The sequence below is a fragment of the Sphingobacterium olei genome (assembly GCF_005048855.1).
Lineage (GTDB): Bacteria > Bacteroidota > Bacteroidia > Sphingobacteriales > Sphingobacteriaceae > Sphingobacterium > Sphingobacterium olei.
Map to the genome: position 1 here is coordinate 219369 of NZ_SUME01000006.1, position 25911 is coordinate 245279.

23 protein-coding genes are annotated in these 25911 nt (G+C 38.0%); 11 read left to right on the forward strand and 12 right to left on the reverse strand.

Annotation, left to right across the window (positions count from 1 at the left end):
• Positions 1–27: 27 nt before the first annotated feature.
• Positions 28–1710: a DNA polymerase/3'-5' exonuclease PolX gene (locus FAZ15_RS15675; RefSeq protein ID WP_136902261.1), complete on the reverse strand. Its 1683-nt coding sequence runs from the start codon at positions 1708–1710 to the stop codon at positions 28–30.
• 358 nt (positions 1711–2068) lie between these two features.
• Here FAZ15_RS15675 and FAZ15_RS22730 point away from each other — a divergent pair, with 358 nt between their 5' ends.
• On the forward strand, positions 2069–2221 hold the full coding sequence (locus FAZ15_RS22730) for a hypothetical protein (RefSeq protein WP_202912419.1): 153 nt from the start codon (positions 2069–2071) through the stop codon (positions 2219–2221).
• Positions 2222–2244: 23 nt separating this feature from the next.
• The gene (locus FAZ15_RS15680) at positions 2245–2448 is read left to right on the forward strand and encodes a uracil-DNA glycosylase family protein (protein WP_136902262.1); all 204 of its coding nucleotides are present in this window, start codon (positions 2245–2247) and stop codon (positions 2446–2448) included.
• Between the two features lie 232 nt (positions 2449–2680).
• Here FAZ15_RS15680 and FAZ15_RS15685 read toward each other — a convergent pair whose 3' ends face one another.
• Both FAZ15_RS15685 and FAZ15_RS15690 read right to left on the reverse strand, forming a co-directional pair.
• Positions 2681–3886: a glycosyltransferase family 4 protein gene (locus FAZ15_RS15685; RefSeq protein ID WP_136902263.1), complete on the reverse strand. Its 1206-nt coding sequence runs from the start codon at positions 3884–3886 to the stop codon at positions 2681–2683.
• A 219-nt stretch (positions 3887–4105) separates the two neighbouring features.
• A complete protein-coding gene (locus tag FAZ15_RS15690) occupies positions 4106–5152 on the reverse strand; it encodes a threonine aldolase family protein (protein WP_136902264.1) in 1047 nt (348 codons plus the stop codon).
• A 444-nt stretch (positions 5153–5596) separates the two neighbouring features.
• Here FAZ15_RS15690 and FAZ15_RS15695 point away from each other — a divergent pair, with 444 nt between their 5' ends.
• The 3 genes from FAZ15_RS15695 (at position 5597) to FAZ15_RS15705 (ending at position 8156) form a co-directional block, all read left to right on the forward strand.
• A complete protein-coding gene (locus FAZ15_RS15695) occupies positions 5597–6691 on the forward strand; it encodes a sensor histidine kinase (RefSeq protein ID WP_136902265.1) in 1095 nt (364 codons plus the stop codon).
• On the forward strand, positions 6688–7341 hold the full coding sequence (locus FAZ15_RS15700) for a response regulator transcription factor (protein WP_136902266.1): 654 nt from the start codon (positions 6688–6690) through the stop codon (positions 7339–7341). Before FAZ15_RS15695 ends, FAZ15_RS15700 begins: the two co-directional genes overlap by 4 nt.
• A 305-nt stretch (positions 7342–7646) precedes the next feature.
• Positions 7647–8156, forward strand: a complete 510-nt coding sequence (locus FAZ15_RS15705) for an RNA polymerase sigma factor (protein WP_136902267.1) — start codon at positions 7647–7649, stop codon at positions 8154–8156.
• Positions 8157–8250: 94 nt separating this feature from the next.
• Here FAZ15_RS15705 and FAZ15_RS15710 read toward each other — a convergent pair whose 3' ends face one another.
• Both FAZ15_RS15710 and FAZ15_RS15715 read right to left on the reverse strand, forming a co-directional pair.
• On the reverse strand, positions 8251–10050 hold the full coding sequence (locus FAZ15_RS15710) for a glycoside hydrolase family 15 protein (RefSeq protein WP_136902268.1): 1800 nt from the start codon (positions 10048–10050) through the stop codon (positions 8251–8253).
• Positions 10043–12256 (reverse strand): bifunctional alpha,alpha-trehalose-phosphate synthase (UDP-forming)/trehalose-phosphatase, encoded by a 2214-nt coding sequence (locus FAZ15_RS15715; protein WP_238387277.1) that lies wholly within the window; start codon positions 12254–12256, stop codon positions 10043–10045. Before FAZ15_RS15715 ends, FAZ15_RS15710 begins: the two co-directional genes overlap by 8 nt.
• A 364-nt stretch (positions 12257–12620) precedes the next feature.
• On the opposite strand from FAZ15_RS15715, the gene FAZ15_RS15720 reads away from it, so the two are divergent.
• Positions 12621–12962 (forward strand): hypothetical protein, encoded by a 342-nt coding sequence (locus tag FAZ15_RS15720; RefSeq protein WP_136902269.1) that lies wholly within the window; start codon positions 12621–12623, stop codon positions 12960–12962.
• Here FAZ15_RS15720 and FAZ15_RS15725 read toward each other — a convergent pair.
• Both FAZ15_RS15725 and FAZ15_RS15730 read right to left on the reverse strand, forming a co-directional pair.
• The gene (locus FAZ15_RS15725) at positions 12959–14281 is read right to left on the reverse strand and encodes an NAD(P)/FAD-dependent oxidoreductase (RefSeq protein WP_136902270.1); all 1323 of its coding nucleotides are present in this window, start codon (positions 14279–14281) and stop codon (positions 12959–12961) included. The two genes, FAZ15_RS15720 and FAZ15_RS15725, sit on opposite strands and share 4 nt — an antisense overlap.
• Before the next feature lie 181 nt (positions 14282–14462).
• A complete protein-coding gene (locus FAZ15_RS15730) occupies positions 14463–15476 on the reverse strand; it encodes a glycosyltransferase family 4 protein (RefSeq protein ID WP_136902271.1) in 1014 nt (337 codons plus the stop codon).
• A gap of 194 nt (positions 15477–15670) precedes the next feature.
• Between FAZ15_RS15730 and FAZ15_RS15735 the strand changes: the two genes are divergently transcribed.
• Positions 15671–15922: a hypothetical protein gene (locus FAZ15_RS15735; protein ID WP_136902272.1), complete on the forward strand. Its 252-nt coding sequence runs from the start codon at positions 15671–15673 to the stop codon at positions 15920–15922.
• Positions 15923–15957: 35 nt separating this feature from the next.
• Here FAZ15_RS15735 and FAZ15_RS15740 read toward each other — a convergent pair whose 3' ends face one another.
• The gene (locus FAZ15_RS15740; protein WP_136902273.1) at positions 15958–16953 is read right to left on the reverse strand and encodes an acyl-ACP desaturase; all 996 of its coding nucleotides are present in this window, start codon (positions 16951–16953) and stop codon (positions 15958–15960) included.
• Positions 16954–17210: 257 nt separating this feature from the next.
• Between FAZ15_RS15740 and FAZ15_RS15745 the strand changes: the two genes are divergently transcribed.
• Together FAZ15_RS15745 and FAZ15_RS15750 are read left to right on the forward strand one after the other, a co-directional pair.
• Complete coding sequence (locus FAZ15_RS15745) at positions 17211–18434, forward strand: aminotransferase class V-fold PLP-dependent enzyme (RefSeq protein WP_136902274.1); 1224 nt, start codon at positions 17211–17213, stop codon at positions 18432–18434.
• Between the two features lie 75 nt (positions 18435–18509).
• Positions 18510–18932 carry a SufE family protein gene (locus FAZ15_RS15750; protein WP_136902275.1) on the forward strand — a complete coding sequence of 141 codons (423 nt, stop codon included), beginning with the start codon at positions 18510–18512 and terminating at the stop codon, positions 18930–18932.
• Between the two features lie 21 nt (positions 18933–18953).
• Here FAZ15_RS15750 and murI read toward each other — a convergent pair whose 3' ends face one another.
• Together murI and FAZ15_RS15760 are read right to left on the reverse strand one after the other, a co-directional pair.
• Complete coding sequence (gene murI, locus FAZ15_RS15755; RefSeq protein ID WP_136902276.1) at positions 18954–19778, reverse strand: glutamate racemase; 825 nt, start codon at positions 19776–19778, stop codon at positions 18954–18956.
• Between the two features lie 63 nt (positions 19779–19841).
• Complete coding sequence (locus tag FAZ15_RS15760; protein WP_136902277.1) at positions 19842–21254, reverse strand: glycoside hydrolase family 125 protein; 1413 nt, start codon at positions 21252–21254, stop codon at positions 19842–19844.
• A gap of 345 nt (positions 21255–21599) precedes the next feature.
• On the opposite strand from FAZ15_RS15760, the gene FAZ15_RS15765 reads away from it, so the two are divergent.
• Together FAZ15_RS15765 and aroQ are read left to right on the forward strand one after the other, a co-directional pair.
• Positions 21600–23234, forward strand: a complete 1635-nt coding sequence (locus tag FAZ15_RS15765) for a gliding motility protein RemB (RefSeq protein WP_136902278.1) — start codon at positions 21600–21602, stop codon at positions 23232–23234.
• Between the two features lie 46 nt (positions 23235–23280).
• The gene (aroQ, locus tag FAZ15_RS15770; RefSeq protein WP_136902279.1) at positions 23281–23697 is read left to right on the forward strand and encodes a type II 3-dehydroquinate dehydratase; all 417 of its coding nucleotides are present in this window, start codon (positions 23281–23283) and stop codon (positions 23695–23697) included.
• A gap of 38 nt (positions 23698–23735) precedes the next feature.
• Here the strand turns inward: aroQ and FAZ15_RS15775 are convergent, their stop codons facing one another.
• Together FAZ15_RS15775 and lgt are read right to left on the reverse strand one after the other, a co-directional pair.
• Entirely contained in the window at positions 23736–24935 is a 1200-nt protein-coding gene (locus tag FAZ15_RS15775; protein WP_136902280.1) for a multidrug effflux MFS transporter, read from the reverse strand.
• Positions 24936–24988: 53 nt separating this feature from the next.
• Complete coding sequence (gene lgt / locus FAZ15_RS15780; protein WP_136902281.1) at positions 24989–25825, reverse strand: prolipoprotein diacylglyceryl transferase; 837 nt, start codon at positions 25823–25825, stop codon at positions 24989–24991.
• Between the last annotated feature and the right edge of the window lie 86 nt (positions 25826–25911).

Consider the following 25911-nt stretch of genomic DNA (forward strand, 5'->3'; position numbering starts at 1 on the left):
TATATATCTTTAAACAAACAGACGGTGCTAAGTGTTATTGATTTTTGATTTTTTCTCTGAAAAATAAGCTGAAATGTCATTTAAGTTATACGTATTTAAACATTTTCCTTTTGATAGCCCACCTTTTCTTGCCACAAACACACCATAGTGCATGTCTAATAAACCTTCCGTGCGGTGCGCATCCGGATTAATAGATAACAGTACACCTCTATCCAACGCGTACCTGTGCCAACGCCAATCTAAATCCAGACGTAATGGATTCGCATTAATTTCAATGACGACATTATTGGCTGCACAAGCGTCTATGACTTTTTTGTAATCAATCGGATAACCCGCTCTAGATAACAGCAGTCTTCCGGTAGGGTGGCCTAAGATTGTCGTGTATGGATTTTCAATTGCTTTTATTAATCGTGCTGTGGCTTTAGATTCCTCCATTTTTAGATTGCTATGTACGGATGCCACCACAAAATCGAATTTCGCCAACACGGTTTCCGGATAGTCTAGAGAGCCATCTGAAAGAATATCTGATTCAATACCTTTGAATATTTTGAACGGTGCCAAGGTCTCGTTCAAATGATTTATTTCTATCCACTGCTGTTCTAATTGTTCAATGGATAATCCATTGGCGTAAACGGCCGTTTTAGAGTGGTCGCAGATTCCCAAATACGCTAAACCGAGTTCTTCTTTCGAATATCGGGCCATCTCTGCAAGGGTATGTACACCATCGCTATACGTAGAGTGATTGTGTAAAGTCCCTTTGAGATCTTCAAATGTAATTAGTGTGGGCAATAAATTGGCTTTAGCCAATTCAACCTCGTCAAGACCTTCCCTGAGTTCAGGTTCTATGTAGTTTAAACCTAGCTGCTGGTATATTTCTTCTTCCGAACCTAAGGCCGGAATTACATGCTGTATTTGCTGAATCAATTCAAGATGCTTTTCAGAGCCGGTAGTTATCATTAATTCCTTAGCATAGTCATCCTCAGAAGTAAAATAAATCACAAAGGAGAAATTGTTCTCGTCTTTGAATGAAATGCTATGGGTATCCTCATTCAAAATGATTTCGTTATTCAATTTTTCAACTGCTTTATAGATTTCGTCTGCAGAAGCATCTGATAAAAGTTCAATATGGGTAAGCACTTCGCATTTGCGTCTAAATTCACCTGTAAACGAAATGCGATGAGTAGGAAGTTGATTTTTTAAATGTGTATAAACCTGATTAGCGGAAGGTAATGCTTTGGCATAGAGTATCCACCCCTCGTTGGCTATGGTGAATTCGATCGCTCTCTTAATATCCTCCTGAGTTTTCAATCCAAAGCCTTTGGCTTCGATTAGACGATTCTCATTACAGGCATAATATAGTTCACCAACAGATTCGATAGCTAGATCTTTCCAAACGATCTGTATTTTTTTAGGTCCCAATCCTTTGATCTTGAGCATCTCCAAAATACCCTCAGGAGTCTTTGCTAGAAGACTCTCTAGATCAGGGAATGTACCCGAGGTTACCACCTGCTTGATTTTTTCGGCGGTACTTTTTCCAATTCCTTGCTGATCACTCAACTGATACAATGAAGCATCTATAGCAGAAAATGGTAATTTATCGATTTTAAAAGCAGCACTCCCCATAGCTTTAGTCCGAAAAGGGTTTTCATTGTGCAATTCCATCAATTGAGCGCAAAGTTTGAATACTTTAGCTATAGATTTGTTATCCATTTTTAAAATATATAAAATCTGAATTTCGTGTATTCAAACTTAAATAAAATGCGCTGCATTCACGAATACCCTACGGAAAAACACACCATTCGTAGTCCAGTTTTTTACATAATAAAATCAGTTTGTATATCAATGTACATGTAATTTCTACTGTTGCTCGGCGCGTTAATAGAACAGGGGAATATCGTTCTGATTTTTTAAGCGGTATTGGATTTAACGATTACTCATCATTTTTGATGATATTAATACGTGCTATATCGGAGTAAAATACGGTTAATGCTGTTTTGAAAAAAACCATAAGCAAGAAAATGAGTTATAATATATAAATAAGTGCATTAATTATTAAAATTTTAATCTTATGGAAGAGTGGAGAGAAAAAGTTGAAAATGATGAAGTGCCGGAAGTGGTGAAAGAAGAACCCAATGATAAGCCGGCTGCAAAAACATTAAATTGGACAATCCTTATTGCTGTCGTGTTGCTGACAATAATATATTTTGTATTTTTTTATTAGAGACATTATTCCTTTAATCAGAAATGGAATATAAGACACGTATAGACTATAGCATAGAAACGTTGCCATGGGCGGCCTATATACCAATAGGATCTACTCATCTTATACTAGGTGCATTTTCCTCACAGGAAGCTAAGCGGAAGATCGATTTCTATTATCCAAACCCGGCTAATAGATTTTGGAATGTGATGATTAATTTAGCAGGAGCACAAGTTGCAATATTTTGAATTTGAAGGAAAAGAGGCCGTCAATGAGCGTTTAGCTATTTTGGATAAACTGTGTGTCGGTTTGTCATCGATGAGGAAAAAATTATTCGGATTAGAGACAGTTCGTTGAATGATGCGATACATGCCGTAGGCATGAATGTTCTTGATTGCCTTTGAGAAAATAGACAATTTCAGAAAACAAAGAAGCTTCATATAGCGAATGAGCTTCTTTGTTTTGAATAAAATTATGTTTTTAAGAAGATAACCTTTTGGTATTGACTGTTGTGAATTCCGTAATCCGATTACTATCTGATGGGTCTAATGAAATCAATTTTTCGGGCATCCGATCTACAATTTCTTTTAAGCTTTCAAGATATTTTTTTCCTATTTTGTTCCAAGACGTTTGCTGTCCATAGCTTGCCGCATTATTCCTGTATCGTGTTAATTCCTGGTGGTCACCTGTTAGACGATTAATCAAATTTGCCAGCCCATGAGCATCGTTGAAATCAAATAACAAACCTCTTTCCTCTTGCAGTAGATCTTTTGCATACCAATAAGGCGTAGAAATAACAGCTGCGCCTGCTCCGACGGCAAAAGAAAGTGTTCCGCTACTAATTTGATTCTCGTGAGGATACGGTGTGACGTAGATGTCACAGGCAGTAAGATATTGAATAAGTAGTTCTTCTGATGCAAAGCTATTAATAAAGATAACTTTCTCTTCTAATTGGAGTTCTCTTACTTTTTGCTGTAGGATGTCACGATATGCCTCTCCTTCATGTTTAACTACATTCGGATGAGTAGTTCCTAATACAATATAAAGAATGTCATCATCTTCCACCTCAGTAAGCGCGTCGATTGCAGTTTCAATGCCCTTATTTTTACCCAAAAAGCCAAACGTGAGCATGACTTTTTTGCCTAAAAGGCCTAAATTCCGTTTTGCTTCAAATTGATTGAAATCAAATTGAGGCACACCATGTGGAATCATAGAGACCATAGCGGTATCGATTTGAAAAACATGTTGTAACATTTCTATGGCGGTATCAGTCATTACGATGAGGTGACTACTAAAGTGAGCTAACTTACGTAAGATGGTATATTCTACGTGACTAGGATGTTGTAGCACGGTGTGTAACGTGGCTGTAACAGGAATCGTCAGGTTCTCCAACAAGGAAAGTATATATTCCCCACTATTGCCTCCGAAAATTCCATATTCATGCTGTACAAGGCAAATGTCAAAATGAGAATTGATGAATTTAGCGGCATCTAAATAACTTGATTTCTCAGCTTGTTTAATCGTGAAGACAACTTCATCTGGAAACCCCTGTTCAGTACCATCGGTAATGGCTATAATGCCATGCGGATAGTTGGAATGGAAAGTAATTGCATGATAAAGGTCGTGAGTAAATGTAGCGATACCGCACTGCCTTGGTGGGTATGTTCCTATTATAGCTATTCTCATAATTCTATATTCTTATATCAGTGTCGTACTATTTATATAACTGCAGCGATGATAATTTTTAGCATTGTTAGTTACACAACTAACGAGCAGAGCGAAAGTTTTGAAACAGCATTATTTATCGTATTAGTAGGCTTAGATACCGTAAAAAATACGTGATATCTTTAGTGAGATACGTTGGGAAGCAGTGTGAGAAATTAAATGTTAACTATTCGATCTTCATCAATAAATTTCAATGCCGGCATGAGCTTTTTCTAAATCCGAAATAAAAGCATCGACAACGTGTTGTTCGGTCGCCCACGATGTAATTAGTCGAATAGCTGCTTGGTTAATATTAATCTTTTTCCAAACGTAGAATGCATATTTTTTTGAAAGGCTTTCTATGATTGAAGTCGAAAGTATTGGGAAGATCTGATTCGTTCCAGCGTCTGTTAAAAAAGTATACCCCAGTTTCCGAATGGCATCCGCAATTTCAGAAGCGTTATCATTCGCCATTTTTGCCAGTTCAAAATATAAACCATCTTTAAAGAGTTCTAAAAATTGGATTCCTAAAATTCTTCCTTTCGCCAGCAAGGCACCACGTTGTTTTAGTATATAGTCAAAGTCTTGAGCAAGCTGCGGTATGGTAAAAACAACAGCTTCACCCAATAATGCGCCGTTTTTGGTGCCTCCGATATAGAACACATCGGTAAGTTGGGCAATATCTTCAAAGGACGTGTCGCTATCTTTTGCTGTTAGGGCATTTCCAAGCCTCGCTCCATCCATATATAGATATAACCTGTTTTTACGACAGATATTGGCTAGGCTTTGTAGTTCATGTTTCGCATAATAGGTGCCTAATTCTGTCGCATTGGATATATAGACTAATTTTGGCTTTACTACATGAGGTCGTAAAGTATGTGTGTCGAGCACCTGCTGTATGTCAGATGGAGTTACTTTTCCGTTTTCGCCTTCTACAGTTATAATACGATGTCCTGTCGCTTCGATGGCGCCTGCTTCATTCGCTTGTATGTGTCCAGAAGAAACACTTATGACAGCTTCATGTGGCCGTAGTAGAGCAGATACTACAATTAAGTTCGTTTGGGTTCCACCGGTTAAAAAAAACACAGATGCACCTTTGCATCCTATTTTTTCTTTGAGAATAAATTTCGCTTCAAGGGAATAGTTATCTTCACCATATCCTAATTGCTGTTCAAAATTTGTCTCGGCAAGTTTATCTAAAATCCGTGGGTGTGCACCCTCAGCATAATCGTTCTTAAAGTTATACATTATCGTTTTGCTACTTGTCTACCTATTGAACACAAAGATAATCCATTAAGCATATATTAGTCGTGTTGTATCAAAAAGTTCGTTGACCGGTTGTGTGCATATTATGGGAATCATAGGAATATATTGCCGTTGATATTTTTATTTAATATTCTATTATTTATTGATGTATAGGTTGTCAATAGGTATGTTATTAAATCTTTGAATGAAGAATTAATACTCGAAGTATAGGGTATAAGTACTGTAAATGTTGTTTTAGTTAGCGACAGAAAGTAAATAGCTTTTAATAATATATATATTTATACCATCTCCCAAGCTAACTGTGATTTGTTGTTAAATAATAAAGAATTAGTGAACGAAAAAAACTTTTTTTTCGTTTGTCTGTATATATTACTACCTGTCAAGTTTGTTTTTATGAAAAATAAACGGAAAACGTAATATAGGGTTATGGAGGAGAATATAAATGCCTTGCCAGAAAAACGTATCTTAATGGAATATAGAGAAATAAATTCCGGAATCCAAGACGATCTTAGTGCCGAATCGTTTGATAATTTTTTGAAATTTCTAGATTTATTTACGTTGGGGCCTTTGGGTTACATGTTGATTGATAGAAATGCAAAGATTGTCCATTTGAATAGAAGAAGTCAAGAAATTCTTGGTGTCCAATCTGAGGACCTATTAGATAGCTCGCTTTATGGAGGTCTATATTCCGGAAGTGCTAAGGCATTGGAAAATATTTTGCAAAAAGAGCAGGAGAATACACTTTTTTCAATAAAGCTCCATGTCAATTATGCTGATTCTGCGCAGGAGTATCTTTATTTTTATATAAAAAAAATTCGAATAGCAGACAATGACGATTTGTATATTTTGCTGATTTCTACAGTTAGTGTATTTGCATCAGAAATCGATATTGAATTTAGTTTTATGCAAGCGGTGATTGATGCACAAGATAAAGAAAGAGAACAGCTTGGGTCTATCTTGCACGATAGCCTTGCACAGGTATTGTATGGTATCCGGTTGAGTCTTCAACATTTTTTATTGAAAAATCCGGAATTCAAGAACAATATCCAACCCATAAAAGGCATGTTGGATGAAGCCATTCATCAAATACGTGATCTCTCTAAAGATTTGGCACCTTCGGTTTTAAAAGATTTCGGACTCAAAAAAGCAATTATGGATATGGTCGATCGTATACATGTCCCGCAGTTGGATATTCATACGTATATGGAAGAGGAAATTCGATTGCCGTATGACTATGAGTTTGGAGTTTTCAGAATTATCCAAGAGCTTTTAAACAATTGTTTAAAGCACTCGAATGCTAGTGAAATTTGGATCAGATTGTTTCGCGAAGATGAAAATTTAATAATAGAAGTAAAAGATAACGGGCAAGGCTTTTTGAAAGATGTCGATGAATGTATGTTGAAAGGAACCGGTTTAAGAAATATTAAAAATAGAGTTGAAGTCATGAAAGGTATACTTTCTATCGATTATGACGGAAGTGGATGTGTTGTTAAAGTAGTCTTTAAAAATAAAGTTAAATGATAAAAATAATGTTAGCCGATGACCATAAATTGGTCAGAGACGGCATTCGTCTATTATTGGAGAGTCAAGAAGATATTGAAATAGTAGGGGTGGCCACCAATGGACAGGAAGTGTTAAAATTATTGGATGCGGGATTACAGCCAGATATATTGCTCTCTGATATAAGCATGGAACCTTTAGATGGTATTGAATTGGCAAAGATTATTAGCAAATTCGAAATAAGACCTGCTATTATCATATTATCAATGATGGATAATGAACAATATATAGCTCGATCTTTTGAGTCAGGGGTTTCAGCTTATTTAGTGAAGAATGTAAATTCAGAAGAATTGCTCTCAGCCATACGTTACGTAGCGTCGGGTGGAAAGTATCTCTGTGAAGAATTGAGCATGCAGTATGTAAATAGATTAATTTCTAACCAGCTATCCTACCCCGATATGCCTAATAAAGTAGATCTGAATTTGTCGGTAAGGGAGTTAGAGGTGTTAGAGAAATTAGGCGAAGGATTGACTAATAACGAAATATCTGATAAGCTTTTTCTCAGCAAACGGACGATCGAAGGGCATCGTCAGAATTTAATTCAAAAAACAGGATGTAAAAATACAGCCTCTTTAATCAAGTTTGCTGTTTTGAATGGTTTGATTAAATAATTTCTGCTTTTCCAACCATGTAGGGTTTTTTAAAAACTGTATTATATTCATTAATGCAGTTTTTCCATTTAAGGCCTATCACAATTGATTTTAGAGTGGCAAAATGCTGATTATAAGCGTATATGTACGTGCTCCTCTTTCTAATAAACGTTTTTTTAGGGGTGGTTATACTTGTTTTCCTTCATTTCGAAGTAAGCAGCATAAAATTTGATATTAAGATGATGAATTAAAGACGAAAGGAAGACCAGTTTTTGGTCACGTGAGCTTTGTATTAATGAAGTTTTAAACGCTAAAAAAGATTTTTTATGGACAGAGTACAATTTAATAGCCTAGTGCTAGGACAAAGTAACTTATTAAAGGATTATGCAAAAAATCTAACCAAAAACTATGACGACGCTAACGATCTGGTACAAGAGACCATGTTAAAAGCGGTGCATTACTTTGAGAATTTCAAGGAGGGGACTAATTTGAAAGGCTGGTTAGTGACGATCATGAAAAACACATTTATAAATAACTACAGACGTGCTGTTAAATCCAAGTCGGTCATTACCGTAGAAGAAGAGATTTCGTCGGTCAGTTTACGCCATTCGGCTTCCAATAATCGCGGTGAGAATAAATGTATGTTGGATGACATTAATTATGCGCTCGCGAAGTTACCCGAAGATTTATATATATGTTTTATTATGTTTTATGAAGGATACAAATATGATGAAATAGCGAAACATCTTGTAATTCCGGTGGGAACGGTAAAGACTCGAATCCATATAGCTCGTAAGAGATTGAAATCGACTCTCTCCAGCTATAAACTAAATTAGTTTTCCATTTTTATTTTATATGCGATAAGCAGTCTGTGATTATAGACTGCTTATTTGGTAATATCTTTCCTTATGACCGACGTGTTTATTCGAGTTACTCCGTCAGAAAGATCGGTTTATCCAACTTGGTCGCAATACGGTACGCAGCATTCATAAGTCCCACGTGACTATAAGCTTGTGGAAAGTTGCCCCATTGACTTCCATTATCTTCGTTGATGTCTTCACTAAATAGCATAAGATGGTTGCCGTATTTTAGCAGTTTTTCAAAAATCTCCTGTGCCTCATCAACACGTCCTACGCAGGCCAAAGCCTCTACATACCAAAATGCGCAAACCAAAAACGTAGTAGTCGGTTTACCGAAGTCGTCACGATGAAGGTATCGATAAAAGAGACCATCTTTCCCCTTTAATTCTTTTTCCAATCCTTCGAGATGGCTTTTTGCACGTTCACTATCTGGTTTAAGATAGTTCATCATAATAAGTTGAAGCGTGCTTGCGTCGAGGTTGCTGCTACCCACGGCATTGGTATATAGGTTTCGTTCACTATCGTAACAACGTTCAATATAGTCTGCAGCTTTATCTTTCAACTTTTGGGCTCGCTCTCTGATATCCTCATATCCATTTTGGTGTGCTATCTTGAGTGCTGCTGAAGCGCCAGCCCACTGAAATAGATTGGAATAGGCATGATGATTTGCAAAATTTCTGAACTCCCAGATGCCGGCGTCTTTTTCATCAATGGTCATTTCGATCTTTTCCAGAATGTACAATAGCCAATTCTTAACATCTTTTCTCTCATCCACCGGAAAGCGATAGTCCGTGAAAAGTGGAAGTAGCGCAATCATGGCCTGTCCATATACATCATTTTGAATGTGTTCATATGCCTGATTACCGACGCGAATAGGTTTGTTGCCCAGGTAACCGTCAAGATGTTCAAGTGTTTCCTCGTAGAGATTTTTTTTGCCCAAAATTCCATAAAGTGGTTGAAGTCGTCCAGCATCCGTTTGTGTAATTCCAGCGACGTATGAGGCAAATTTTTCCATCTCTTCAAATTTACCGATATGTGCGAGAGCAGTTAATACATAGAAGCTATCTCTTACCCAACAATACCGATAATCCCAGTTTCTTCCCGATCCCGGAGACTCGGGAAGGCTCGTGGTGCTCGCGGCGATAATTGCTCCAGTATCCTCATACTGATGTAGCTTCAGCGTAAGGGCAGACCGTATAACCTCTTTTTGATAAAAATTGGGAATGTTTGCTTTTTTTGTCCATCCCCTCCAGTATTTCTTTGTCTTATGTAAAAAATCTTCAGCAGTGCTTTCTAATGGCGCTTCGAATAATCCCCCGTAAGTTAAAATAAAATGTTTCTTCTCATTAATGATGATATAACTTTCTTCCTTGTCAAAAAAATGACTAATAGGGATATTAGTCGTTAGCCGTATGTTTTCTTTCGTGTTATAATATTGGACGTGATTACTGCCTCTTGATTTAGTAAATCCTTCTTTTCCATAAGAATAACGTGGCTCACAATTTACTTTAATCTTTGGGTTACCGTAGAGCGGTTCAAATATCCGAACCAGCATGAGCGGTTTATAATACCGTTCATATTGATTGAATCTGGGCGCAAAGTCGATTACTTTAAATCCGGCGTTAGGACCCTTGACTTCAGTAACCAAAATATTGGTATTCTCCAGATAATACTGCTCTTGGCTGTCAATCGGACCTTCTAAATTAAAGGAAAATTCGCCTCCTAAGTTTTCATCCAACAATTTTCCGAAAATAAAACTGTCTTCAAAGGAAGGCCAACATAACCAGGAGATATTTGTGCTCTTATGGACGTGAGCTATGTAAGAACAGTTTCCTATAATTCCACTTTCATAAACGTGCTTTTTATTCATATTGTATTGTGTTTTCTACATTTAATTGGGTGAAGGATTTAAGAAATTTCAAGGCATCGATCTGCGTATCGACATAAAATTTTGCATGAGACTGTTTATCACCAACTTTCACCGAGATCGTATTAGATGGGAGCTCTTGAAACATATCTTCATCCGTTGTGTCGTCGCCTATACTTAATATAAAGTCCGGAGTCATGGTGTTTACAAGTTCCAAGGCTGCCTTTCCTTTATTTGTCTGCATTACTTTTATTTCAACAACCTCGTCCCCGTGTACAACTTGCAATCCATAATCCGAAGCGAGATTTTTTAATTGTACAATAAGATTATGTGCTTGTAGTAAGCCCAATCCCTTTTGGACTTTACGGTAGTGCCAGGCTACAGCATACGATTTTTCTTCGATAGAAGCTCCCGGAGTTCGATCGGTATAATGTTGAAGTATCTCTTTGATATGGGTCTTCCATTTGTTGGAAATACCTTTTTTCGCACGCCATTTCTTATCTGGATAATTTGTCCAGATACCGTGTTCTCCAATTAGATATACTGATTTTTTTCCAAACCACTTTTCTAATTCAAGATGTCTACGTCCGCTAATGATGACGACGGTATTGTTTGGATCTGCAGTAAGCGAATCAATTAAATTATAAACTTCCTCTGTAGGGACCGCTTTATTGGCATTTATATTTATACCCACCAATGTACCGTCATAGTCCAAAAAGAATAGCCGATTTTGGCTATTTGTATATCTATCGTGTATTGCTGATTTAATGGAAGAAGCTACTTTACGTGCTAATTCTTTTCTTTGAAGATGTTTAGTTTCCTGTAGCCTTTCCATAAATAGCTTCACCCAATGGTGCACGTGAAATTTTTCAACGATATGTTGACAGGCTTGTATCCTTTCTTTTTGCTCTTTTACAGGCATATTGAGTGCATGATATAAAGATGCACTTACTTTTATGGAATCGTGTGGGTTAATGAGTACGGCATCGGTCAATTCTTTGGAAGCACCGGTGAATTCGCTCAAGAGGAGCACCCCTCGTTTATCACTTTGCTTGCTGGCTATATACTCTTTGGCTACGAGATTCATTCCATCTCTAATAGAATTCACGAAACAGATATCAGCTGCTACGTATAAGGCAGACAACTCCTCAAAGGGAACGGATTGATAAAAATAAGCAACCGGACTCCAACCGGGTCTACCATAAACGGCATTAATATTTCCAACTAATCGGTCAATATCGTTACGTAATTTTTTGTATGCCGATACTTCATCTCGCGAAGGTACGATCAACATATACAGCACGATTTTTCCAATCATTTCCGGATGGGATTTTAGTAATCGTTCCAATGCCCGTAGCCGTTCTATGATTCCCTTACTGTAATCTAGCCGATCTACAGAAAGGATTATTTTTTGATTTCTATAATATTCTTTTACTTCCCTTGCTTTCTGCAATACCTCCTGACTTAATGCCGCATTTTTGAACTTTTCATAGTCGATTCCCATCGGAAAAGCTTCTACAAATATTCTTCGGCCATTGCATTTTAGATTGTTGTAGTGCGCTTCCATACGTAGGTTACTACTGCAGGAGTTGAGAAAATTTTGAGTATCTTCAAAGGTATGGAAACCAATTAGATCTGCGCCCAAGAGACCTTTTAAAAGCTGACCACGCCATGGCAACATTCTAAACAATTCTTCGGGAGGGAAGGGGATATGATGAAAATATCCAATAGTAAACGACTGATCGTGCTTTCGTAACAGCTCAGGAAGTGCCATCAGCTGATAATCATGAATCCAGATATTTGTATCGTTATCAAGGTGTTTTAGCGCTTCACTTGCAAATTTATTATTAACATTTAAATAGCTGTTCCAATATGCCTCGTTAAAGTCAACAAAACTTGGTCTATAGTGGCATAGCGGCCATAATACCGCGTTCGAAAATCCTTCGTAATATCCTTTTATGTCCTCCGGGGTTAAAAATACGGGTATTAAATTAAGCGAATGCAGTTCCTTGCGAATAAACTCTTCTTCTTCCGTATTTTTGGGGATAATTCCAGGCCAACCTAGCCACCATGATCCGTCTTCGCGATAAAAGGACCCCAACCCTGTCGCTAATCCCCCCTCACTACGGGTAACTACTAATTTATTTTTCTTTCTTTCAATTTTTACGGGTAATCTGTTTGAAATTATAAATGTTTTTCCTATTATCATAATACTTTTAGATGTCATTATTAAAACCTGCAGAGCAAATATTTGTTTAGAAAGATGTTTTTACACGTATTTATACGCGTCCCCCTGTATTTTGTACGACATTAAACGGTAGGGTTCTCCCAAGAAAACCGTATTTTAAATAATGGTATAATTCCTATATTGCTTCGTCAACCCATATGAGAAATTTATGAAGGTAGTGTGGATGTGTTGTTTAGTCTTAATGTGCTTTTTTTGGGCAGACGCGCGCTGTAAAGAACAGTTAATTGATCCCCGATTAGATAGTATAGCTGATAGCGAATTTATAGTACATTCGATAATTTTAAGGACACGCTGCCTTCACCTATCACAAGAAGCACTAAAATATATGGACAAGGGAGATATTTGTGATTTTTCTACACAACTAGCGAATCAGATACATACAAGTCAACCTCAGTTTTTAGCAGTAGCAAAGCTCGTGAAATTCAGTATGCCTGAAGATCTTTATAGAACCGCCATAGCCGGGATAGCATTTGAGCAATTCGATGCGAAATCACTACGTAGTCATATCATTAACAACTATCGGGAAGTAATCGAATTGATTCTGCATCACTATATGTTTACATTGGTTCGAACAGACAACGTTGCTATTAAAGAATTCGTTAGGGAGGAAATAATTACTTTATCTAGTCTTAAAGAATCTTGCGTTAAGCTGAAAAAAATAAATTAAGACCCTTGTTCCGCCATTTCTTTTTGAACCGTAATCGGATCGGGTCTATGGTATTTGTTGATAATTAAACGGATACCCGAATTTTTTGTTAAGAATTTAATCGACCAGTTAACAAAGGTGACTACTTTGTTACGGAATCCGAAGATAGAAACCAAATGGACAAACATCCAGGTCATCCAGGCAATAAACCCTTTCATATGAATTTTACCCATATCTACTACCGCTCTATTGCGCCCTACAGTAGCCATTGATCCTTTATCAAAATAGTTGAAATCGGCAACAGTTCCGATTCCTGATAATAAATTCACAATCTGCTCTGCAACGTATTTTCCCTGCTGTTGTGCTACTGGAGCTACTCCAGGGAGGCCTCTCGGATTTTCCGGAGTCACCATCGCAGACACGTCGCCGATAGCATATACATTCTCCAGACCTTCTACCTGACATTTACCATTCGTGCGGATCCGGTTGCCACGTTCTATAATTTCTGGATTCAGTCCGTCTGGATATTGTCCTTTCACGCCGGCTCCCCAGATTACCGTTTTGGTTGGGATACTTTCTCCATCGCTAAACGTTATTGTATTTCCATCGTAACCCGTAACTTGTGTGTTCAACATCACCTTCACCCCCAATTCATTTAGGTACCGTTCTGCATCACGTGAAGACTTTTCGGATAGTGCTCCCAATATTTTTCCCGTTCCCTCAATAAGAAATACCTTCATTTCGTGTTCCGAAAGTTCAGGATAATCCTTTTTCAACATGTGAAGCTGGATTTCAGCAATGGCTCCCGACAACTCCACTCCCGTGGGCCCGCCACCCACGACCACAAAGTTAAGGTAACGCTCCCTTTCCGACATATTTTTGCGCAGTACTGCCTCCTCCAGGTTTTGTAAAACATAACTTCTGATATTCAACGCCTCTTTGATGCTTTTCATCGGTAAAGAGTATGTTTCCACTTCTTTATTACCGAAAAAGTTTGTTGTAGCACCCGTAGCGATCACTAGGTAATCGTAATCGTAACTGCCCACTGAGGTGTGTACCATCTTTTGTTCGGGGTCAATATGATTTACTTCTGCTAACCGGAATCTAAAATTATGCTGTGACTTAAACATTTTGCGAATCGGAAACGAAATCGCATCTGAAGCTAATGTACCTGTAGCAACTTGATACATCAACGGTTGGAACGTATGGAAGTTGTTTCTATCTATTAATAACACCTCTAGATCTTTATCCTTTAGTTTGCGGGCTACCTCTACACCACCAAAGCCACCTCCAATAACAATCACACGGGGAAAAGAACGCTCAGAACGGGTCAACAACATATATCCTTTGTTTAGTTTTGTTTAAAACAATTAAAGGTCAAATATCTTAAAAATTTACGTTATTTCAGTAATTATTTTGCAATAATTTCGAATGGGATATCGTGATAAATATGCACTCTAAGCGTAAAAACAAGGTTTATTCCATTTAAAGCTACTTTGCTTAGTGTATTAAGTACACATTTTAATAGCTGCCCAAGATTTGTTTATACAACTCCATATATTTTTGAGACATCCGTTCTTTGGAGAACTGCTGCTCAACTTTCTTTCGACATGCCGTCCGGTTAATGGAGTCAATATGTTTTGCTTTTTCAATAGCTTCGGCAATATCTGTTACAAGAAAACCAGTTTTATTATCATCGATTAGCTCAGGCATACTTCCTTTGTTAAAAGCGATAACCGGGGTGCCACATGCCATTGCCTCCACGATCGACAATCCGAAAGGTTCATTGAAGTTTATCGGATGTAGCAAGACACTGGCGTTAGCCAGCAATTCATTACGTTTTTCAGCGCCTACGCTACCGATATATTCAATTTTTCCCGGTTTTAAATAAGGTACGATGTGTTCTTTGAAATAATGTTCATCCTGAATAATTCCAGCGATGATCAAACGTTTACCAAGTGCTTTAGCTATTTCAACGGCTTCTTTCGTCCCTTTGTCATGGTGAATTCGTCCATAATACAGTAAATAATCTTGAGGATTGGCATTAAATTTAAACTGACTAAGGTCAATGCCATGGTGTATAGTAGTAATATAATCAAGCTCGGGCGATCTGTCGGCATTGCTTATGGATACATAGTGGGTATGTTTGTTATATTTTTTGTAAACAGGAAGTATCTTGGGCGAAGATAGGCCATGGATGGTGCTAACCATAGGAGTTTTTACCAACTTGGAATACGACAATGGTAGGAAATCAAATTGATTGTGAATGAGGTCGAATTCGTCTGCGTTTTCGAGACATTCGGAAATATGGAGGCATTCCCAAACCTTAGCATCGATGTCCTTATCTTCTTCATACCCGGTAGGACATACTGCTTGCAGAGTCGCTTCGGTAAGTGAATTACCCGTAGCGAATAATGTAACCTCTAAGCCATTTTTTATGAGTTCTTCGGTGAGTAAGGAGGTGACCTGTTCCCAAGGGCCGTAATGAACAGGTGGAGTTCGCCATGCGATTGGCGAAAGCATTGCGATTTTCATACCTTGAAAACCGCTGATACCCGTTTTTGTTTTGTAAATAACAGGAAATAGATATTACAGGTATTCATATCCTAATAAATACGTTTTTCATACCATCAAATACCTGAAATGTACGGCAGGAGAAACGAAACTAAATAGAAAAGGTTAAGGAGTTAAGGAGGTAACTTTTAGTATTACGTATTAAAAAGAATAATATGAACAGGTCAATTAAATTAGGTTTAGCTGCGATGATATTGTCGAGCTTATTTGCATGCAATAATAATAAAACGATTAGAGACGGAAATGAGATTCCTAATTCCCGTCAGTATAACGATAACATGCAGGGTGGAATTATTGATAGTGATTCGATCGCAAGTGATACGGGCGATATGCAATATCGAGATACGGTTTCATCAGATCCCACTTCGCCTCCGCCACCAACGCCGGAACCTCAGCGAGCTGAATAATTAGCCTGCACTGCAGGCTAATTATTAAACACTACTTATCCGTAAATCCACTTGAATTTATATTCTTTCTCCGGAATCTTAATTCTTTCTGCTAACCGGGTAAGTCGGTCGGGTAGGCGCATTAAATAATCTCGGGCTTTTTCGCCATGCGCATTTAGACCTGAAATTTGATCGATTTTCCAATCAGTAATAAGTTCTTTTAAAATGTCCACATAATCTAATGCGGTGTATACATCCAGTCGTTGTGCTGCATCGGAGAAGTGTGCAAATGCCTCACCTTGAGGTTCTCCCGCCTCCCTTAAAAAATGTGCTGGCATAACAATTTTTTTGCGCATCATATCTTCAAAGGCCAACATCACTTCACTTGGATCTACTACGAAGGCGTGGGAGACAAAAGACATGTAGGCCTTGGCGTGACGAGCCTCATCGGCGGCTATAACGCCACACATTTTTGCTAATAGTTTATCTCCGTTCTTTTTAGAAATGGCTGCTACGCGACGATGGGATACATTTGTGGCTAGCTCCTGAAACGAAGTGTAAATAAAATTTCGGTAAGGATCTGCTCCGGTACCGATATCAAATCCATCTTTAATTAAGTATTGTGTACTCATTTCAAATTGCCGCATGTCTACACGACCAGATAAATACAAGTATTTGTTTAGTAGATCACCGTGTCTATTTTCTTCTGCGGTCCAGGCACGAACCCATTTCATCCACCCACCTTGCTCATTTTTGTCGACATGCTCAACCATAGTTAACCATGACTCATAGGTAGGCAGGGCCTCCTCTGTCACAGTATCTCCAATAAGCACGGCTACTAGGTCATACGGAAGTTCCCTAGCACTCTCCTGTAATTCTTTTACTTCTTGGAAGAAAGTGTCTCTAGAAGAATCGGGCAAGAAATCAGCAGGTTGCCACATCTGTTCAACCGGCTTAAGGTACTCGCTCATTTCATTTAGCATGAACGGTTCTAAATAAGCCATAACTTCTTTTCTTGACCCTTCTGGAAGATTTAATGGTAATTCTTGCATATTACTACAAAGGTAATCAAATTCGATTTAATTAATACGGTATATTTTCTATTTAAAAAAACAGATATAACATAGAAATGTTCATGCTTCAAAAATAAAACTATACTTCAACATATAAAATATCCATGTTTAGCAAATACAAACCCCGATGACGGCGAAGTAGCATGACACGCTTCGGATAAAAGATACATCCAATTGACTTTTTTTGATGAGATAAACCTTAACTTTGTAGTCTATTAAAAAGAGGACATAATACTTTGAAAAATTTCGATATAGACAAAATAAGAGCAGATTTCCCTATTCTGAAAAGACAGGTAAATGGTAAGCCCTTAATATACCTCGATAATGGTGCTACTACACAAAAACCGTCTAAGGTAATTGATGCTATCGTATCTTATTATTCAGATATGAATAGCAATATCCACCGGGGAGTTCATTATTTAAGCCAAATTTCAACCGATGCATTTGAAGTGGCCCGTCGTAAAGTACAGTCATTTATTAATGCATCGCATGAATACGAAGTAATTATAACAAATGGGACGACCCATTCCATCAATCTTGTCGCCAGTTGTTATGGAAAGGCATTTGTACATGCCGGTGATGAAATCGTTATCTCCGCAATGGAACATCATTCCAATATTGTACCGTGGCAAATGCTCTGTGAAGAAAAAGGTGCAAAATTAAAAGTCATTCCGATGGATGAGCAGGGGGTGCTGGATATCGAAGTTTATAAGGAATTATTGTCCGATAGAACAAAAATTGTATCGATCACCTATGTTTCCAATGCATTGGGGACAATTAATCCAGTAAAAGAAATTATTAGGTTGGCGCATGAGCGTAATGTGCCAGTTCTGTTAGACGCCGCTCAAGCCGTGCAGCACCTAAAAATTGATGTACAGGAATTGGATGTGGATTTCTTAGCGTTTTCCGGACATAAGATGTACGGACCTACAGGAGTAGGCGTATTGTATGGAAAAGAAAAATGGCTAAATGCGATGCCTCCATACCAAGGTGGTGGCGATATGATTAAAGAAGTGACGTTTGAAAAAACGACATATAACGAACTGCCGCTTAAATTTGAAGCAGGTACACCGAATATCGAGGCTGGAATCTGTCTGGCCAATGCTATTGATTATATCGAAGAAATAGGTCTAGATCAAATCAAAGCCTATGAGGATGAATTATTGAACTATGCAACAACACGATTAGCCGAGGTAGAGGGTATAAAATTCATTGGTACGTCTGGGCAAAAATCTTCTGTCATATCTTTTGTAATAGAAGGCGTTCACCCATACGATGTAGGGGTTATTCTGGATAAATTAGGGATTGCTGTTCGTACAGGACACCACTGTGCCCAGCCCGTAATGGATCAGTTTCGCATATCAGGTACCGTTAGAGCAAGCCTAGCAATGTATAATACCAAAGAAGAAGTGGATAGTTTGGTCGATGGAGTGAAACGTGCAGTAAATATGTTAAAATAACCGTTATGCCCGACACTTTTTATTTTTTAACTTATCACTTTTGATTGCTAACTTTTAACTTATTACTTTTTATAAATGACGATCAACGAAATACAAGACGAATTAATAGAAGATTTTTCCTTCTACCAAGATTGGATGGAAAAATATGAATACATTATTCAGTTGGGAAAGGAATTGCCGTTAATTAAAGAAGAATATAAGCAAGACCAATTCATTATTAAAGGTTGCCAATCCAAAGTATGGCTGTATCCCGAATTGAAAGAAGGTAAACTGTATTTTACAGCGGATAGTGATGCCATAATTACAAAGGGGTTGGTTAGCTTGATGGTAAAGGTGTTGTCTGGACATGCGCCAAAGGAAATAGTAGATACCGATCTGTATTTTATAGATAATATCGGTCTTAAGGAACACTTATCTCCAACTCGCGCTAACGGGCTATTGTCAATGGTTAAACAGATGAAATTGTATGCTATAGCCTTGCAGGCGCAGCAGAACTAAAACGTGAAAAGATAAATACTGCTACGGGATAGTCGTACTGATCGTTGTAGCTGCTATCTTCTCACCAAAGAATATCCTTGCTTTTTCAGCGAAGTCAGCTGCATCATCTGTCGTGTAAAAGGTTAAATTCCCTCCCTTGCTACACGCTTGTTCGACTTCGGGATGGCGCATGAGATAATTGGTAAGGCTATTTGCAACAAGCTCTCCCTGGGCAAGTATGGTAACTCCTTTCGGTACGTATTGCTCGATAACAGGGAGCAGTAATGGGTAATGTGTACACGCGAGCACTAATGTGTCAATACCTGTTGACTGCGATAGTATTTCGCGAATATCCTTCTCCACGAAATATGCCGCACCTTCACTCTGAATTTCATTGTTTTCTACCAAAGGAACCCAAAAAGGACAGGCGTGCTGATACACCGCTATGTCAGGGAAAAACTTTTGAATCTCAATTTTATAGGATTCCGATAATACAGTACCCGGCGTCGCAAGGATTCCTATTTTGTTTGTCTTTGTATATTGATCGATCCGTTCTGTAGTAGGTCTTATTACGCCTAAGATCTTTTTTCCTGAAGGGAGATCTTTCTGTTGTATAGTACGCAAAGCTTTCGCTGAAGCTGTATTGCAAGCTAATATTACCAAATTACACCCCAGATCGAATAGTTTGAAAACACACTCTTTTGTGAACTCATATACGGTTTCAAATGATCGGGTGCCATAGGGCACTCGAGCGTTGTCACCCAGGTATATATAGTCGTATTGGGGAAGTTGTTTGTGTATTTCTTTGAATACGGTCAAACCTCCATAACCAGAATCAAAAATACCTATCGGACCGTTTGTATTCATAACAAAAAAGTGATTTGAGGGATAATCCCCCAAATCACTTTCATGATAGTCGAGATTATTCCGTTACGTAAGCAAAGATGGTTTTTCTTTATAAGTTTTCCATAACAATTCTCCAAATAATGTATTGGACCAGGCGAACCAGTGACGTGTGAAATTTTTAGGATCATCCTTGTGGAAAGACTCATGCATAAATCCTGTATCACCATGGGTTTTCGCTAGGGTTTGAATACAAGAACGGATTTCATTGTCATCTATAGAGGTAAATGCACGCATCGTAATAGCCATAGGCCAGATCATATCACGACCGATATGTGGGCCGCCTATCCCTTCAGCCGCTGTGCCCTTAAAGAAAAACGGATTTTTTTCGGAGAGGATGAACTTACGTGTACGTTGATATACTTCGTCGTTAACATCAACGGCTCCTAAATAAGGTAAAGCAAGTAGTGAAGGTACATTTGCATCGTCCATCATCAGGTAACTGCCGTACCCATCAACTTCAAATGCATATACGCGACCATGATCGGGATGGTTTATAATACCATATTTATTCACTGCGGCTTCAACTTCATTCGCAAGTGCCAGCATCTTGTCTGCTAATCCACCGTTGTCTTTTATGCTTTTTAATATTTCAGCAGACTGCCGTAAACTACTGATGGCAAATAAATTTGACGGTATTAAGAACGGAAAAATGCTGCAGTCGTCTGATGGTCTAAAACTTGAGCAGATTAAACCCACCGGATTTACCGGATAGCCATAGCCATCTACCTGGAGAGTATCGCTACCACGTGCGGTAGTGCGTTCAAATTTATAAGGTCCAAGGCTATCTTTACGTTGCTGCTCAATATAGGTCTTATAGGTGTTTTCCTGCGCACGTAGCCATTCCGCATCGAAAGGGGTCGTATCACCAGTTTCTTTCCAATACGCATACGCTAGTCGAACCGGATAACATAAAGAATCGATTTCCCATTTACGCTCGTGAATTCCCGGTTTCATATCGGTATGGTCAGTAAACCATTCCCCCTTTTTATTCGGATCGTTGTAAAACGCATTGGCATACGGATCGATATTGATACATTGAGATTGTTTGTTAATTAATCCAAGGATGAGATTTTGCAGGTTTTTGTCTTTTTTCATGAACGGCAGATAAGGCCATACCTGGGCGCTGCTATCGCGTAACCACATGGCATCAATATCCCCAGTGATAACATAGGTTAATTTTTTTGATGCGGTAGATTCATCGTAAATGGTGGTATCTAAGGTATTGGGAAAGCAATTGTTAAATAGCCAGCCAAGTTCCTTATTAGAGACCTTTTTTTGAAATTCAAGGATCGCATTTTCAATGACTTGGCTTGTAAAATGTCTTTTATCTTTTGCCACTCGAACTGTAGGGTAGTTTAATTCGGCGAAAGAGAGCTTACTTGCTAGCATACCTGCACCCAATAATCCGGAGTTTTGAAGAAAAGTTCTACGTTTCATATGTGTATTATTTGATTTTTAATGGCTATATGGAATATCCATGTGTGTTTGTGTTTCGGAAACATGAACATTTCATATGTGTATTTTTTGATTTTTAATTGTCATATGGAATATACCCATGTTTTGTCACCGAAGGTGCCAGAGATATTTCATTAAATTTATCATAATGTTTATAATATATAACCAAGCACAAGATGCAATTTATTTTTGAGAAATAAAAGAAGAAAAAACGTTTTAGCATGCAATACGTTCATTTATTCCATTAATAATATAAATTGAAGTACTTTTGCGTATACTTTAGGTATAGAATTTGATATTCACAATAACTTTTAATTGTATTACTTTATGAAGCCTAGCTTACTTTTCTTATCCTGTTGCCTCTTTTTAACGGTATTCTTTGGTTTGTCTAATTTGATTGCCCAAGTAAAAAACCAACCGTACTCTTACCAGCACAGTCAAAAATATAATGAAATTTTGTACAGTCCAAATACGCGGCTTCATACCTCTTCTAAACCTTTTCTTTTTCGAAACGAATTGTTAGTAAAATACGATTCATTAACGAGTATGCACAAAACGTCTTCGGACAATTGGTTTATGCGTAAACTATTTAATGAACATTTGGTTGAAGTGAATAAAGAGGATCACACTTTTTATTTGGATTTTTTGCCCGATTTTCAGATCGGTTCCGAACTGATAAACAGCGACAAAAGAACAACCTGGCTAAATACACGAGGATTACAGGCGGGGTTAACGATTAAAGATAAATTTACGTTCTATGCTAATTTCTTTGAGAATCAAGCCGTATTTCCCAATTATCTAGATGATTACATGGGTGTAAATGAGGTAGTTCCGGGACAGGGTGCAGTAGAAAATTTATCTAATCACAAAAAGGATTGGATGTATGCAACGGCAAGTTTGACGTACGATTTCAGCGACTATTTTCAATTAACCTTAGCCTACGATAAAAATCATATCGGAGATGGCTATCGGTCGATGTTATTATCCGATTTTTCTTCAAATTATACGCATTTAAAATTTACTGGTAATATTGGTAATGTACAGTATACCTCCATTTGGGCCTATATGCTAGATCCCAAAAATCCAAGAAGGGATTCGTTGGATTCAGGAGGCCGTTTCGGAGATGGTATCAAATGGGGAGCCTTTCAGTATTTGGATTATAATGTCAATAATCGTTTATCGATCGGATTGTTTCAATCCGTTATATGGGCGAATTCCAATCAGGCAGGCTACAGAGGTTTTGATTTTAATTATATAAATCCTGGTATTTTATTAAGACCCGTCGAATCGACGAATTCAACTTCTCCGGATAAAATGTTTATGGGATTAAATGCGAAATATAAGGTGCTCAAAAATGCAACTGCCTATGGGCAGTTTTTACTGGGTGAATTTACTGCCAAAGAATTTTTTGGTGGAAATGGATATGCGCACAATAAATGGGGAGTGCAATTGGGTGTAAGAGGCTATGATGCCTTCGGAATAAGAAACTTGAATTTTTTAGCTGAATATAATGTCGCCCGACCGTATACGTATCAACATTTTGTGTCAATATCTAATTATAGTAATCACGGTGAACCGTTGGCGCATCCGCGGGGAGCAAATTTTCACGAAGTGCTAGGAATAGCGAATTATTCTTGGAATAGATTTGATTTTTCTCTGCAAGGTGTTTACAGTCGCTTTGGAACAGACCCAGCCGATGGAAGCAATATGGGAGGAGATATTTTCCAATCCTATAGAACGATACCTAATATGTATGGTAATTCCATTGGACAAGGGATAGAAAATAATTTGTATTATGCCGATGCAAAGGCAGCCTATGTATTGAATCCCAAGTATAACCTCCGTCTTGAGGTAGGGTACACCCAACGATTTAGATATATCGAAGACCAAACCGCACAAAAATCAGGTGTCATATCGGTAGGACTTCGTTCGAGTTTCCGTAACTTCTATGGTGATATGTAAGGAGATAATAGGTATATTTACACACACGTCCTAAACATATTTATTGATGAACAAAATACTTATTCTTAACGGTCCAAATCTGAATCTTTTAGGTGTCCGGGAGAAAGGAATTTATGGAAACCAGTCGTTTGAAGAATATTTCGAGACGCTGAAATCACTGTACACACATATTGATTTGACGTATTTTCAACACAACTGCGAAGGGGCAATTATAAATAAATTGCATGAAGTTGGCTTTGACTATGATGGGATCGTATTAAATGCCGGGGCGTATACGCACACATCAATTGCGATAGCAGACGCTATTGCTGCGATCAATACGCCGGTAGTTGAAGTACATATTACCAATGTGCATCAACGCGAAGAATTTAGGCATTATTCCTATCTTTCAAAAAATTGCAAAGGTGTGATTTTAGGTTTTGGTCTTAATAGCTATCGGTTAGCCGTAGAAAGTTTCTTGTAAAAGACCGAAATCCGTTCCTTAAGGCGGATTTCGGTCTTTTATAGATTTATTTCTACATTGTTGCTTACATATAAGTGTAAGAATAATGAAACAACAGCACAACCACACATAACCGAAAGCATGGGATATACTGTATCGTTATGAAAGTAACTTACTAACCCAGATGTCAGTGCTCCGATCCCCATTTGAATACACCCTAAAAGCGCAGAAGCACTCCCCGCTAAAGCTTTGAAAGGAGAGAGGGCGATTGCTGAAGTGTTCGGAAAAATAAACCCATGACCAAATAAGTATAGAAATATGAGCCCGAGCATAATGGAGAATGTCATTGTATTTGTTGCCAATCCCAAAACCATAGCTACCCCTACGATAGATTGCCAAATGTTAGCTACTTTACTGATTTGAGCACTGTTCCATTTTTTTAGTAATCTCCTGTTAAGTTGCGTCGCTATGACCATGGCGGATGCTACAAAAGCAAAAGCAAGACCGTACTCACGCTGTGTCAGTCCGTAAAACTGTTGCATAACAAAAGATGAACCCGCTAAATAACCATACATACCCGCGGAAGCAATTGATCCGATAAAGCAGTATGAAAGGAATGTTTTATTCGTGAAAACTTCCCAGTATTTGGCGGTGATGGCCTTCGGCTTCAACGAAAAGGCCCTGTCACCGACGTACGATTCCGGTAAAAAGAAATAGGTGCTCAGAAATATCAACACTGCAATGATGCAAAGTGTCAAAAAGATATAGTGCCAATCCAGATGACTTAATAAAAAAGCACCAACACTGGGTGCAAGAATAGGTGAAATCGCAATAACCAGCATAAGGAGACTGAAAACCCGAGCAGATTCCCTAGGTTCGTAATAGTCTTGTACCATAGCACGCGAAGCAACCATCCCTGCACAGCTTCCCAATGCCTGTAAGAAACGAAGGAAAATAAGATGTTCAATATCTCGCGTCAATAAACAGAGTAGTGTTGTACCAATATAAATCCCCAATCCCACCAACAGTGGTTTTTTACGGCCATATTTATCGAGTAGTGGCCCATAGATCAGCTGTCCGATCGCAATACCTACGAAAAAGCTTGTAAGTGATAGTTGAACATTTTCTACAGTAGTCGAAAAATCATTAGCAATAGTATGAAATGCCGGGAGATACATGTCAATAGAGAACGGGCCAAGTGCGGCCAGCAATCCCAAAATAAATAACGTAAGTGTTCTATTCGAACGGAGCTTATGCATCGATTAAATTTTTTCTATAAAAAATACGGCTCTTCTTTGAAGAGCCGCGTATGTTAAGATTTTTTTGCCGTTTCTTTTGGTTTCCTCAATATGAGATATAGGCCTACTATAATGAATGGTATACTTAATACCTGTCCCATATTGAAGGTCATATCATTTTCAAAAGCTTCTTGATTTTCTTTGAAAAATTCGATAACAAATCGAATGGTAAATAATATTACTAAAAATATACCAAATAATAAACCAGGTTTTGATTGTTGGTTTTTTTGATACATCACCCATAGAAGCACGAATAATAAGATATAGCCCAATGCTTCGTAAAGCTGAGCCGGATGTCTTGGAATGCTATCTTCCTGCGTAAATACGACAGCCCAGGGTAAGCTTAGATCTGCTGGTTTTCCTAAGATTTCAGAATTGAAAAAATTACCGATACGTATAAAAGCGCCTGCAACAGGAACGACTAGGACCAGCTTGTCTGCAATCCATAAGAAATCTGTTTTCGTTTTGCGCGCGTACATATAGAGTGCGGTCAAAATACCGATTGCACCTCCGTGAGAGGCCAGACCCATAAACCCTGTTAATTCCCAACTCCCATTTATTTTTCGGAAGGGTAATATCATTTCCAAAGGGTGTTGGATGTAATAGTTGAACTCATAGAATAAACAATGGCCAATACGTGCACCGATCAATGTACCCAAGAAGATATAAATTGTTAATTTATCAAGATCCTCCTGAGATTTTCCCTCGCGCTTGAACACCTTGAGCATCAATACATAGGAGACCGCAAATGCCAACAACCAGCATAGGGAATAATACCTTAATCCAAATGATCCAATTTTGAATATTTCTTGATCAATATTCCAATGAATTACATTAAAAATAAAATCCATAAATAAAATTTTGAGTTGTAAATATAAGCTTATAATTTTATTTTAAAGACCCAACCGCAGTATCTTCAGATTATATTTTTGGATTA